The sequence below is a fragment of the Cobetia sp. 1CM21F genome, from assembly GCF_023161745.1.
GTDB lineage: Bacteria > Pseudomonadota > Gammaproteobacteria > Pseudomonadales > Halomonadaceae > Cobetia > Cobetia amphilecti.
Genome location: NZ_JALNTQ010000003.1, coordinates 94485 through 108031, shown reverse-complemented (window position 1 = coordinate 108031; position 13547 = coordinate 94485). Strand labels below are relative to the sequence as shown.

Below are 13547 nucleotides of genomic sequence, written 5' to 3'. Positions count from 1 at the left end.
ATCCAGACCATGACCCCGATGTCGCCGCGAGCCGGGCACGCCTGGCCTGACGACATCCTTCATCCTTGTACTGTTCATCTTCGTACCCTCACTCGCGCGCGTGGAGTTGCCATGGAATTTCCTGTAGTCACTGCCAATCCGGCCCAGCTTGAAACCGCCTGCATCGTGGTACCTGTCATCGAGGGCGACCTCACCGGTGCTGCGGCACGACTCGACGATGCCAGCGAGAAGCTGATTTCCCAGCTGATCGAGCGCGGCGACTTCAAGCCCGAGCTCGGCAATACCCTGCTGGTGCCCTTCGCTCCGGGCCTCGGCGCTCAGCGCCTGCTGCTGGCCGGTTTCGGCAGTGAGGAAAAGCTCGACGAAAGCCGTTACAAGCGTGGCCTCGACGCCGCCATGACCGCCCTGCTCAAGCTGCCCATCGAAGACGCGGCCTTCGCTGGTCTCGAGCTGAATCTCGAGCTGCGCGAGGCTGACTGGATGGCGCGCATGATCGCCGAGAGCGCGCTGCGCACTGCCTATCGCTTCACCGAGATGAAGAGCAAGCCGGGCGAGCCCGTCTCTCTGACCCGCCTGAACGTGGTTAGTGCCGACAAGCAGCGTCAGGCCGAGCTGGAAGCCGGCCTGCGCGTCGGTGCCGCCATCGGCATGGGCGTCAATGAAGCGCGCACGCTGGGCAATCTGCCGGGCAACATCTGCACGCCGCGCTACCTGGGCGAGCGTGCCGAGCAACTGGGTGCTGCCTCCGATGGCGCCCTGAAAGTGACCGTGCTCGGCGAGGAAGAGCTCGAGGAGCTCGGCGCCCTGTCCCTGCTGTCGGTCGGCCGCGGCAGTGAAGAGCCGAGCCGCCTGATCGTGATGGAATACCGCGGCGCGGAAGACGAGAACGAAGCTCCGCACGTGCTGGTCGGCAAGGGCATCACCTTCGATACCGGCGGCATCTCGCTCAAACCGGGCGCCGGCATGGACGAGATGAAGTACGACATGGGCGGCGCGGCCAGCGTGTTCGGCACCATGCGCACCGTGCTGGAACTCAAGCCCAAGCTCAACGTGGTGGCCATCGTGGCCAGCGCCGAGAACATGCCGGACGGCCGCGCCACCAAGCCGGGCGACATCATCAAGACCCTGAAGGGCCTGACCGTCGAAGTCCTCAACACCGACGCCGAAGGCCGTCTGGTGCTGTGTGATGCGCTGACCTACGCCGAGCGCTTCGAGCCGGCCAGCGTCGTCGACATCGCCACCCTGACCGGCGCCTGCGTCATCGCGCTGGGCAATCACGCCACCGGCCTGATCTCCAACGATGATGACCTGGCGCTCGACCTGCTCGACGCCGGCGAAGAAGCCTGGGACCGCGCCTGGCACATGCCGCTGTGGGACGAATATCAGGCGCAGCTGGATTCCAACTTCGCCGACATCGCCAACATCGGCGGTCGCGAAGCCGGCATGATCACCGCAGGTTGCTTCCTGTCCCGCTTCGCGGACACCTTCCCGTGGGCGCATCTGGACATCGCCGGCACCGCCTGGATGTCCGGCAAGCAGAAAGGCGCCAGCGGCCGCCCGGTGGGCCTTCTGACCCAATACCTGCTGGATCGCGAAGCGGAACTCAGCGCCCCGCAGGAAGAGACCGTCTGAGGCTTCGCATGCTCTCGATAGCGTGCTAGCGTTGAGACACGCGGGTCGCGACGCCACTCGGCACCGCTGACCCGAGAGGTCCTATAAAAATGATTCGACCCCCGGCGTTCCGCGTCGGGGGTCTCGCTGCTACGGAGACACCCACGTGACCAAAGGCTTCGACGTCCGCGCGTCCACGCAACCGGCGGATGCTGCCGTTCGTGACACCATTCTGGCCAATCCCGGCTTCGGCCGTCACTTCAGCGATCACATGGCCCATGTACGCTGGACCGCCGACGGCGGCTGGCACGGCCATGAAGTCCGCCCCTACGGCCCGCTGAGCCTCGACCCCGCCGCCTCGGTACTGCACTACGCCCAGGAAATCTTCGAAGGCATCAAGGCCTACCGTCATGAAGACGGCTCGGTGTGGACCTTCCGTCCCGAGAAGAACGCCGCACGTTTCCGCAACTCCGCACGCCGTCTGGCACTGCCGGAGCTGTCCGACGAGGACTTCGTCGGCTCGCTCAAGGCCCTGCTCGCACAGGACAGCGCCTGGGTGCCGACTCCGGCCAGCGTCAGTGACGAATGCAGCCTCTATCTGCGCCCGTTCATGATCGCCAGTGAAGCCTTCCTCGGCGTGCGTCCGTCGCGTGAAGTCGATTACTACGTGATCGCCTCACCGGTGGCGGCCTACTTCAAGGGCGGCATCAAGCCGGTCTCCATCTGGCTGTCCTCGCACTACAACCGTGCGGCCGCCGGCGGTACCGGTTTCGCCAAGTGCGGCGGCAACTACGCGGGTTCACTGGCCGCGCAGAGCGAAGCTTCCGCCAATGGCTGTGACCAGGTCGTGTTCCTGGACGCCGCCGAGAACAAGTGGGTCGAGGAACTGGGTGGCATGAACCTGTTCTTCGTCTTCAAGGACGGCCGTCTGGTCACGCCGCGCCTGACCGGCACCATTCTGGAAGGTGTCACCCGTGACTCCATCCTGACCATGGCGACCGATCTGGGCCTGACGCCGGAAGAACGCCCGATCAGCATCGACGAGTGGCGTGAAGGCATCGCCTCCGGCGAGATCACCGAGGTGTTCGCCTGTGGTACCGCCGCCGTCATCACCCCGGTGGGCGAGCTGGTCAGTGAAGAAGGTCGCCTCGACCTGACCGCCAACGCCGGTGATGTCGCCATGCGTCTGCGCAGCCAGCTGCTGGATCTGCAATACGGTCGCGCCGAAGACACGCGTGGCTGGATGACGCGTCTGGCATAAGTGCACTGACATTAGTTCTCTGGAACAAGCCCTCGAGCCTGCCCCTGTGGCTTGCAGGATGACCGAAACCCCAAGGCCCGCCTCTCTCGAGGCGGGCCTTGGGGTTTCTGGCGCGCGGATATCTGACTGCGGAAAGATGTCACGGGAGGCAGGCTGCATCGAAGCCGCGCGACGAGTGCGGTATCCTGAGCGCTCGAGAATTCCTTGCCCGAGCGGTGCCCATGACCCAGATCGACTTCTACATCCTGCCCGACACCACGCTGGAAGCCCGGCTGGAATTCGCCTGCCGGCTGGCCGAGACCATCCACGCCAAGGGCTTTCGCCTGCATGTGCATGTCGAGGACGAGGCGATGGCGCGTCAGTTCGATGAGCATCTGTGGCAGTTCCGCCCGGAAAGCTTCGTGCCCCATGCGCTGGATATCGATCTCGACATGGCCGCCCGCGAGGCCGAACACGCCGATGACGTGCCGCGCCCGCCGGTCACCATCGGCTGGCAGGACGCCCCGGCGCCGGGTATCGAGGCGCTGCTCAACCTGCACCCCGAGATTCCCGAGTGGTTCTCACGCTTCGAGCGCGTCGCCGAGATCATCAATCAGCATCAGGATGTGCTGGTGACCAAGCGCGAATGCTGGCGCACCTACAAGTCACGCGGTTATGCCGTGCGCTCGCATCAGCTCAAGGGCGTCAGCTGAGCGACACGCCATGCGTCAGCGGTCCGTATCGCAGGCACGCTGGAAGTTGACCATCAGATGCGTCATCCAGCGCTCGATATCGTCCATGCCGGGCGGACTTTCACCACTGTCGAAGAAGGCCTCGGGCAGGCCGCCTGCGGCCTCGCTGGCGTCACGCCCCCCGATACGCACGGCCCACAACGGCAGTTCGCGCGGCATGCGCTGGATCTCGGCGAACAGCGCGGCCACGTTCATGTCCGGCACATCGCCGAAGATGACCAGACACGGGCTGACATCTCGCACCAGGCGCAACGCCTGGGCCGCACTGCTGGCGATGATGATCTCCAGATTGGCGACGTGACTGCCGATCACCTCGAGGCGCAGACGGTCCTGCGCCCGCGTGCTGATCACCAGCCAGCGACAGGGCACCGGCAGCACCTTCTCCGCCGACCACGCCGCCTGGACGACGCGCTCATGGGCGCTGACATCCGCCAGCGGCAACCAGACCCGGAAGCTGGCGCCTTCGCCCAGCTCGCCCCGCGCCGTGATGTCACCGCCCATGCGGCGGGCGAGCTCCCGCGACAGCGCCAGCCCGAGCCCGGTGCCCTCGATGCCTGAATCTTCTCGTCCCAGACGCGAGAACGGCTGGAACAGCTGGACCGCCTGCGCGGAATCAAAGCCGAAGCCGCCATCGGTGATTTCCACCCAGCCCATCTCCACTCCGCTGGCATTGCGCTCCTGGCCGATGGCCAGACGAATCCAGCCCCCCTCGCGGTTGTACTTGATGGCGTTGCCCATCAGGTTGCCGAGAATCTGATCCAGACGACGCTGGTCGGCATTCAACCACAGTGACTCGCCTTCCAGCGCCAGTGATAGCGTCAGATTGGCACTTTCCAGGCGCGGCTGATATTGCCCTGCCAGCCGGATCAGCTTCTGACCCACCGAGAGGGGCTGGCAATCCAGCGGCAGGTCACCGGCTTCCAGACTCGACATCTGCAGCACGTCCTCGATCAGCGCCGACAGCTGCGCCGCCGCATGACTGGCCTCATCCACGTAGCGGCGCTGCTCGCGGGTCAGGTCGGCTTCTTCGCAGAGCAGATCCGTGAAGCCCATGATGGCGTTGAGCGGGGTGCGAATCTCGTGACTGAAACTCGAGAAGAAACGCGACTTGGACTGGCTGGCCTCGGTGGCACTGTCGCGGGCCGCCTCCAGCAGCTTGAGTGACTGCTTGTGGCGCTGGATGTCCAGCGCAAGCCCGGTGGCGCGCTGTGGCCGGCCCTCATGATCACGCCGGGTGATCTGGCCGCGGATCTGCACCCAGACCCAGTGACCACGCGCATGCCGATAGCGCACGTCACGTGCCTCGGCCCAGCTCTCACCGTGCATGACTCGCCAGCGCGCCTCGAGCAGACCGACGAGGTCTTCCGGGTGCGTCATGGCGTCAAGGTCCGCGAGATGCATGCTGGCGCGTACCGGCAGCCCCAGCATCAGGAAGAAATTCTCGTGCAGGTAGAGATCATCCTGATCGAAGTCATAGCGCCAGGTGGCATCACCGGAGGCCGCCATCACCATCTCGACGTGCCGCGCACCTTCGGCGCGTTCAAGCTCGATCTGGTCACGGCGCTGAGCTGCTTCGCGCAATGCCTCACCGGCCTGGTCCAGCTCCTGCAGCTGGAAGCGCTCGCGGACCACGGGCTGGCCGCGACCGATGCGCAGCGCCATGTCGCTGAGGCGTGCCAGTGATTCGGACAGGGTGGCCGCCATGGCCTCGGCCCGCCAACGCATTACCACCAGCAGGGCGAAGAAGAACAGGATCAGCCCCACCAGCATCACGTAGCCCAGCTGATTGAAACGCTCATTCCAGATATCGATGCCGCTGTTGACCTGCTGCGCATCCACCACCGCCAGCAACCGCCAGTCGGTGCCCGGCACCGATTGCCAGCCGATCAGCCGCTCGCCGGCGAGCAAGGCAACGCTGCGCACGCCCTGCGCCTCATCCGAGATGCTGCGCAGCAGGTGCGCCATGGCCGGGGAGTTCTCGACATCATGCGCCGTATCGAGGAAACGATCGTGCAGCAGCGGCATCGGCACCACTTCAGGATCGGGCTGGGGGCCGAAATCCTGCTCGCCGACACGCGGCATGGCCATGACGACATCGTCACTCACCAGAATCAGATAGGCGCCCCAGGGCAGCTCGGCATTCTCGAGCCGCTCGACCAGAGAATCGAGGGTGACGTCGATGCCGACCACGCCTTCGAGGAAGTCGCCGCGATGGACCGGCATCAGCGTCGAGACCAGCCAACCGCTGCCGACCGGGTCCTGGTAGGGCGGCGTGATGACGGCGCCACGGCTCGGGTTGTTGCGGTCATCCGCCAGGTAGTAGAAGCCGTAGCTGGTGAGGTCGACGCCGGGCGTGAAGATGTTGCGGGTATCGGTCCACGGCGATATGCGGAAGTAGCCGTCGTAGCCGGAGAACCAGATCTGGCGCAGCTCGGATTGCGTGGCGAGCATGTCCGACACCTGGGCGTCCATTGTCGAGAGGCGCACCACCTTGTCGTGGTCCTGCAGATAGCTGGGCACCAGCGAGGAGTAATAGGAGCCGGCGCCACCATCATTCTCGGCGACGTACAGGGTGCCGTCGCCCGCACTCATGTGGCGCTGCAGCTCCTGCTCGCGCTGGCGGGGCGTCACGGGGGTGTCCATGTGACGCAGAGTGCTGCGCGCCAGCTGGCGGGCATCGCTGCGCCAGTCGTCCGCCAGCAGACTGATGTGCTCTGCCTCGTAATGGGTCAGCTGCTCGAGCTGGGTATTCACCAGCTCACTGCGCGTGGAGTCCTGCTGCCCGGAGACCAGCCAGTGCAACACCAGATAGCAGCCCAGCAGCGCCACCTCGAGCACCAGCAATGGCACCAGCGCATGACGCAGCAGTTCATGCCAGACCCAACGACGTGTCGGACGAGGGGCACCGTCCGTGGGGCGAGGCTTGGACATTGCGGCTCCGCGAGCGTGAGAGAATGGGAAGTGTGCGAGGCGGCAAGCCTCGGCTCATGAGGTCGCAACAGGATACGGCATCAGTGCGTGGATGTTGCCTGCTTTGTGAAAACAGGGTCTGCCAGACGCCACGAGGGCCTGCCCGCCAAGACCGAATGACGCCCGTCATCAGCGGCGCTATAATCGAGCCCATTTTCTGCCTGCGCTGACCGCTCCTTGAGCCGGCGCGGGACGCCCCGCCCAACCGGATCAATGCAGACCCATGGACAAGACCTACCAACCGAACGCCATCGAGACGCGCTGGTACGAGCGCTGGGAATCCGACAACCGCTTTGCGCCGTCAGGCCAGGGCGAGAGCTTCTCACTTGTCATCCCGCCGCCCAACGTCACCGGCTCCCTGCACATGGGCCACGCCTTCCAGGATTCCATCATGGACACCCTGGTCCGCTGGCGCCGCATGCAGGGTCGCAACACCCTGTGGCAGGTAGGCACCGACCATGCCGGTATCGCCACCCAGATGCTGGTCGAGCGCAAGGTCGCCGCCGAAGAAGGCAAGACCCGTCATGATCTCGGCCGCGAAGCCTTCACTGACAAGATCTGGGAGTGGAAGGAAGAGTCCGGCGGCAACATCACCCGCCAGCTGCGTCGCATGGGCACCAGCATCGACTGGAAGCGCGAGCGCTTCACCATGGATGACGGCTTCTACAAGGCGGTACAGGAAGTCTTCGTGCGCCTGCACAAGGAAGACCTGATCTACCGCGGCAAGCGTCTGGTCAACTGGGACCCGACCCTGCACACCGCGATTTCCGACCTCGAAGTCGAGAACCGCGATCAGCAGGGCAGCTTCTGGCACTTCCGCTATCCGCTGGCCGATGGCGTCAAGACCGCCGATGGCAAGGACTACGTCATCGTCGCCACCACGCGCCCGGAAACCCTGCTGGGTGACACCGGCGTGGCCGTCAATCCCAAGGATGAGCGCTACGCAAGCCTGGTCGGCAAGTTCATCGAGCTGCCGCTGGTCGGCCGTCGCATCCCCATCGTCGCCGATGAACACGCCGACATGGAAAAAGGCTCCGGTTGCGTCAAGATCACCCCGGCCCACGACTTCAATGACTACGAAGTCGGCAAGCGTCAGGGCCATCTGCTGATCAACGTGATGAGCCAGGATGCCACCATCCTGGAGCGCGCCGAGATCTATGACCTCCAGGGCCGTCCGCAGCCCCAGGAAGACGCCAGCCTGCCGGCCGCCTACGCCGGTCTGGATCGCTTCGTCGCCCGCGAGAAGCTGGTCGCCGACATGGACGCGCTGGGCCTGCTGGAGCAGGTCGAGGCCGTCAACAACACCCTGCCGCACGGTGACCGCTCCGGCGATGTCATCGAGCCGCTGCTGACGGACCAGTGGTTCGTGGCCGTCGAGGAGCTGGCGCGTCCGGCCATCGAAGCGGTCGAGAACGGCGACATCGAGTTCGTGCCCAAGAACTACGAGAACATGTACTTCGCGTGGATGCGCGACCTGCAGGACTGGTGCATCTCGCGTCAGCTGTGGTGGGGCCACCGCATTCCGGCCTGGTACGACAACGACGGCAACGTCTATGTCGGCCGCAATGAAGAAGAAGTCCGCACCGAGAACAACCTGGGTGCCGACGTCGAACTGCGTCAGGACGAAGATGTCCTCGACACCTGGTTCAGCTCCGCGCTGTGGACCTTCGGCACCCTCGGCTGGCCGGCGGATACCGAAGAGCTCAAGACCTTCCACTCCACCGACGTGCTGGTCACCGGCTTCGACATCATCTTCTTCTGGGTGGCGCGGATGATCATGTTCACCCTGAAGTTCAAGGGTGAAGTGCCGTTCCGCAAGGTCTACGTGCATGGTCTGGTGCGTGACAGTCTCGGTCAGAAGATGTCCAAGTCCAAGGGCAACGTGCTTGATCCCATCGACCTGATCGACGGCATCGGCATCGAGGAGCTGGTCGAGAAGCGTACCGGCAACATGATGCAGCCGAAGAAGGCCAAGGCGATCGCCAAGGCCACCCGCAACGAATTCCCGGAAGGCATCGAGCCTCACGGTACCGATGCGCTGCGCTACACCCTGCTGTCACTCGCCTCCACCGGGCGTGACGTGAAGTTCGACATGGGCCGTCTCGATGGCTATCGCAACTTCTGCAACAAGCTGTGGAATGCGGCGCGCTACGTGCTGATGAATGCCGAGGACCAGGATTGCGGCGTCAACGGCGAAGCCGTCGAACTGTCGCTGGCCGATCGCTGGATCATCGCGCGCCTGCAGCAGACCGAGCAGCAGGTCACCCGCGCGCTGGAAGAGTTCCGCTTCGACCACGCCTCCCAGGCGCTCTACGAGTTCATCTGGAACGAGTACTGCGACTGGTATCTGGAGCTGTCCAAGCCGGTTCTGTGGGACGACAACGCCAGCATCGAAGCCAAGCGCGGCACGCGTCGCACCCTGGTGCGCGCCCTCGAGACCATCCTGCGCCTGATCCACCCGATGATGCCGTTCATCTCCGAGGAGATCTGGCAGCGTATCGCACCGCACGCCGGCAAGCCGGTGGAAGGCGAGAGCATCATGAGTCAGGCGTGGCCGCAGGCCGAAGCCGACCGGATCGATGAGCAGGCCATCCGCGATATCGAGTGGCTGAAAGGCATCATCATCGCCATCCGCAACGTGCGCGGCGAGCTCAACCTGTCACCGGCCAAGCCGCTGGAAGTCTTCCTGCAGAACGGCGCGGCTGGCGATGCCGAGCGTCTGGAAGCCAACCGCCTGTTCCTCTCCAAGCTGGCACGTCTGGAAAGCATCACCTTCCTGGCGGCAGGCGACGAAGCCCCGATGTCCGCCATCCAGCGCGTCGGTGAGCTGGAAGTGCTGGTGCCGATGGCAGGCCTGATCGACAAGGAAGCCGAGCTCAAGCGCATCGACAAGGAGCACGAGAAGCAGCAGAAGGTCATCACCGGCCTCGAGAACAAGCTCGGCAACGAGAAGTTCGTCGGTCGTGCACCGGCTGATGTGGTCGAGAAGGAGCGCGCCAAGCTGGCCGACGCCCAGGCGGAACTTGCGCTGCTGGAAAGCCAGCGCGTCAAGATCGAAGCGCTGTAAGTCACGCTCGCGCTTCACGCAAGCAAAAGCCCCCTGCACCGAACGGTGCAGGGGGTTTTCTCGTTTCTGGCAGCCCGCTCGCGAATCGCCTTACAAGCGCGCCGAGCAATTACTCGGCGGCGCCTTCCAGCGGCATGAAGGTCGCCAGCAGATAGCCGGTGTCATCCATCACGCGCAGCCGAGCACTCTCACCGCTGCCGATGATCTGATAACTGGCCACATCCTCGAGCATGCGATTGAAGGCGTTGGACTGCTCGGGGTTGGGACACATCTTCATGGTCGAGGCCAGCGGACCGATATCCAGCGTCTGACGCGACTCATCCAGCACCACCGGCCCCATCAGGCGGTTGCAACCATTGCTGCCGACCAGACGCAGACGGTCGTCCTCCTCGTCTGCCAGCTGCTGCTGACTGGGGGGCTGCAGCAGGAAGTTGGCGGCCTCTTCACTGGCATCCGTGGCGGAGAAACTCCATTGGGTGCCCACCAGGGCAGGAGCAGCGGCACCCGATGAGTCACTGCCCTGCGGATGCTGTGTCATGGCCGCGCAGCCAGCCAGCAAGGAGATAGCGAACCCCACGGAGGTATAACGCGATAGACGACGCACGGTAACGGACATGGATGACTCCTGTGGCGCCCGCCGGTGACATTGCCGGCAACGGCAGTCACCCGGCAGACGGAAAGAACGGTGGGTAAGGAACAGACATGACAGCAAGGGTAGCGATCATGCGCACGGCTGTCATGAACGACAGGCCCTCACGACATGCGCCTGAATGTCACCTGCCGGACTACCGCCAGCTTGCCAGCAACGCGATGGACGCAACCATCTGTCCACCTCGCCGACTTTGAAAACAGTGTTTTCAAAGCGAAGCCTGCTCTAGAATTTCGACCAGATCGCCACTCAGCGTCGCCTGTCTCGAGTCCTCTGGCCACCGAGCCAGCGAGCTACCGACCTGAGTGAGCCTATCCCGACATGAGCCCCGCAGAGCTGACACGACATGACTCCCGCCGCCCCCGACAGTCCTTCCTTGCACGCCGCTGATACTGCGTCTTCACAGCGAGTCAGTGGTTCGCAGCAGGCCCCGCACGTGCAACCCTCGCACCCGCCCCGCCCGCGCAGGGCGCAGACAGGATTCAATCTGCGACGACTGGTGTTCCTGAATGCGCTGGGAGTGGCGCTGCTGGCGTGCTGGTGGATACCGGCGCTGGATTTCTGGCCCACCCTCGACAGCGATGTCTTCTGGGACTTCAACCAGTTCATCACACCGCTCAATCCGCACTGGGACACGCTGCTCGGCATTCTGAACACGCGCGCCTTCGACGCCGTAGCCTTCGCCATGATGGGGGTACTGTTCTGCTGGGCGATGCTCAATGATCAGCAGCCTGCCCGCTATCGCCGCTGGACCAGCATCGGCATCACCATGCTGCTGACGGCGGGCCTGCTCTCGCTGTTCGTGCTGCGCGCCATCAGCTATGGCCATGCCAGCCCGACGCGCTTCTTCAGCCACGCACAGCATCTCTCCGAGCTGGTGTCCTTCAAGACCAAGGATTCGGCGTCGAACAGCTTCCCGGGGGATCACGGCCTGATGCTGATGGTATTCGCGAGTTTCATGCTGGCCTTCGCACCGCGCCGCATCGCGCTGTGCAGCCTGGCGTTCGTGGTACTGCTGAGCGCTCCGCGGATCATGGTCGGCGCTCACTGGTTCAGCGATGTCTATCTGGGCTCGCTCAGCATTGCACTGATCGCGTTGCCCTGGGTGCTGTGCACACCACTGGCGACCACCGTTGTCCATGGCATGGAGAACGCGCTGGCCCGATTCAAGCAGCGCTCCTGAAGCAGCATTCGTGAACCTGCACTCAAGAACCTGAACTCAGGTCAGCCGACGAGGGGGGTCCGCGAGAAAGGGCTGGAATCCTTGTGGCGCTGCTTTTCCTGGCGGTCATCCTCCTTGCAGCGAGCGCCCTCCTCCACGGCCTCTGCCTTGCCAAGTCCGCCGCCGTCATTGCCGGGGGGCGGAGGGCTGACATCGGGCGTGGCAAGGCCTGTCATCTCGTGTTCCCCACCGGCCACCACCTGATCACGCCCATTGTGCTTGGCGTGATACAGCCGCCTGTCGGCCAGCTGCATCAGCTCATCCAGCGAATCGACCTCATGACTGATGGCAACGCCGATGGAAACCGTGACCGGCACCGGCGTGCCGGCGAAGACCGGAGGAGACTTGGCCAGCAGGGAGCGCATGCGTCCCGCCACGGAAATGGCCTCGGTGCGCCCGATACGTGGCAGCAGCACCAGGAACTCCTCGCCACCGACACGCCCGGCGCGATCGCCCTGACGCAGTGTGGCCGTCAGCAGGCGGCCCAGATGACGCAGCACTTCATCTCCGACGGCATGGCCATGCAGGTCATTGACGCGCTTGAAGTTGTCCGCATCCAGCATCAAGGCCGCACAGGGCACTCCGTCACGCCACCAGTCCTCGGCGTGGCGCAATATCTGGCGGCGATTGAGCAATTCGGTCAATTCATCACGACTGGCATCCTTCAGATACTGACGCTCGAAATGTTCGGTAAGTGCCAGCATGCGCCACAGGAAGGTGACCATCATCAGGAAGACCGCGAACAGATTGGTCGATTGCAGCACCCAGGCCGACAGGACGCCGTCCTCATGCAGGACTGGCGAGACCATCAGTGCCGAGACAGCCGCCATGAACAGCATCAGGGTCGTCACCACTCGAACACGCGCCGCCAGCGGGGCCAGGTGAATACCGGCCATCACGATGAAGAAATAGTACTCATAGCCCGCCGAGAGCCCGAAACAGAAAACCGAGAGCCAGGCCATCAGCGTCAAGGCGCTCATCATCAGGGCCAGACCCAGCGTCAGTTGATGCGCCCGGTGCAGCATCACGCCCAGCACGGACACGAGCGCCATGATGCCGCTGACGAATGCCAGCCGCGGCTCGTTGAAGAGAGTGAAGAAGGGGACCCACACCACGAAGAGGCCCATCAGCATCAGATAGACCCAAAGATAGGCATGGTAGAAACGACGATGCTCCACGGCGAGCAATCGTGGTTCATGACGTAGCCAGGCGCTTATGACTCTCGGCATCAGGCAGTCCTTGCCAGCTAGGCAGTGTCCGCGTGGCGGTCCCTCACGCGACTCAAGGAGGTGCAACATCGCGGCAGGCGGGCAGCAAGAGAAAGGAAGAAGGTATAGCTGCCTGCCGCGATGACACTCCACAAAGGCCGAGCACGACATGTTACTCATCATGCTACGGGGCTTATGAACTTCATTACATCATAAGCCCTGCTGGGCGATGCACCAGTCATAATTCGGCTATTGCGTTGCCTGGATGCGACGCTTACGCACACGTCAACATGCGGCCTTGCTTGCTTACCAGCTGCCCGTGTTGCTCATGGAGGCCCAGGGTTCCTGCGGCGCAAGGGCGTCACCGGCCTGCAGCAGCTCCAGCGAAATCCCATCCGGGCTCTTCACGAACGCCATGTGGCCGTCACGCGGCGGGCGATTGATGGTCACGCCGTTGTCCATCAGATGCTGACAGGTGGCGTAGATATCCTCGACGCGATAGGCCAGATGACCGAAGTTGCGCCCACCTTCGTATTCTTCCGGGTCCCAGTTATGGGTCAGTTCCAGCATCGGCGCCTGCATCTCGCGGGCACGTTCGGCATCCTGCGGGGCTGCCAGGAAGATCAGCGTGAAGCGGCCCTTCTCGGAATCCTTGCGCGATATCTCGACCATGCCGAGCAGGTCACGGAAGAAATGCAGTGAAGCGTCGACATCACGGATACACAGCATGGTGTGCAGATATTGCATGGATCACTCTCTTGAACGGTGGTTGGGGCAGCACTGAGGACGGAAAAGACGTGCGCCGAGCGTAGCTGGCTCGGCGCACGG

Annotated in this window: 9 protein-coding genes; 5 read left to right on the top strand and 4 right to left on the bottom strand. The window is 63.9% G+C overall.

Features of this window, described 5'->3' with window-relative positions; all coding sequences use genetic code 11:
* The first annotated feature begins 111 nt into the window (after positions 1 to 111).
* The 3 genes from MSG32_RS11785 (at position 112) to MSG32_RS11775 (ending at position 3564) form a co-directional block, all read left to right on the top strand.
* The gene (locus MSG32_RS11785; RefSeq protein ID WP_248379840.1) at positions 112 to 1632 is read left to right on the top strand and encodes a leucyl aminopeptidase; all 1521 of its coding nucleotides are present in this window, start codon (positions 112 to 114) and stop codon (positions 1630 to 1632) included.
* A gap of 145 nt (positions 1633 to 1777) precedes the next feature.
* A complete protein-coding gene (locus tag MSG32_RS11780) occupies positions 1778 to 2872 on the top strand; it encodes a branched-chain amino acid aminotransferase (RefSeq protein ID WP_043333205.1) in 1095 nt (364 codons plus the stop codon).
* Between the two features lie 221 nt (positions 2873 to 3093).
* Positions 3094 to 3564, top strand: coding sequence for a DNA polymerase III subunit chi (locus MSG32_RS11775; RefSeq protein ID WP_043333207.1), 471 nt, complete (start codon positions 3094 to 3096; stop codon positions 3562 to 3564).
* Between the two features lie 15 nt (positions 3565 to 3579).
* On the opposite strand, the gene MSG32_RS11770 is transcribed toward MSG32_RS11775, so the two are convergent.
* Positions 3580 to 6534: an ATP-binding protein gene (locus MSG32_RS11770; protein WP_248379839.1), complete on the bottom strand. Its 2955-nt coding sequence runs from the start codon at positions 6532 to 6534 to the stop codon at positions 3580 to 3582.
* 262 nt (positions 6535 to 6796) lie between these two features.
* Here MSG32_RS11770 and MSG32_RS11765 point away from each other — a divergent pair, with 262 nt between their 5' ends.
* The gene (locus MSG32_RS11765; RefSeq protein WP_248379838.1) at positions 6797 to 9640 is read left to right on the top strand and encodes a valine--tRNA ligase; all 2844 of its coding nucleotides are present in this window, start codon (positions 6797 to 6799) and stop codon (positions 9638 to 9640) included.
* Between the two features lie 109 nt (positions 9641 to 9749).
* On the opposite strand, the gene MSG32_RS11760 is transcribed toward MSG32_RS11765, so the two are convergent.
* The gene (locus MSG32_RS11760) at positions 9750 to 10256 is read right to left on the bottom strand and encodes an META domain-containing protein (RefSeq protein WP_107335638.1); all 507 of its coding nucleotides are present in this window, start codon (positions 10254 to 10256) and stop codon (positions 9750 to 9752) included.
* 469 nt (positions 10257 to 10725) lie between these two features.
* Here MSG32_RS11760 and MSG32_RS11755 point away from each other — a divergent pair, with 469 nt between their 5' ends.
* Positions 10726 to 11472, top strand: a complete 747-nt coding sequence (locus tag MSG32_RS11755; RefSeq protein WP_248379833.1) for a phosphatase PAP2 family protein — start codon at positions 10726 to 10728, stop codon at positions 11470 to 11472.
* 41 nt (positions 11473 to 11513) lie between these two features.
* Here the strand turns inward: MSG32_RS11755 and MSG32_RS11750 are convergent, their stop codons facing one another.
* Positions 11514 to 12740 carry a diguanylate cyclase gene (locus tag MSG32_RS11750; protein ID WP_248379831.1) on the bottom strand — a complete coding sequence of 409 codons (1227 nt, stop codon included), beginning with the start codon at positions 12738 to 12740 and terminating at the stop codon, positions 11514 to 11516.
* A 285-nt stretch (positions 12741 to 13025) separates the two neighbouring features.
* On the bottom strand, positions 13026 to 13466 hold the full coding sequence (locus tag MSG32_RS11745; RefSeq protein ID WP_248379829.1) for a VOC family protein: 441 nt from the start codon (positions 13464 to 13466) through the stop codon (positions 13026 to 13028).
* Positions 13467 to 13547: the final 81 nt, after the last annotated feature.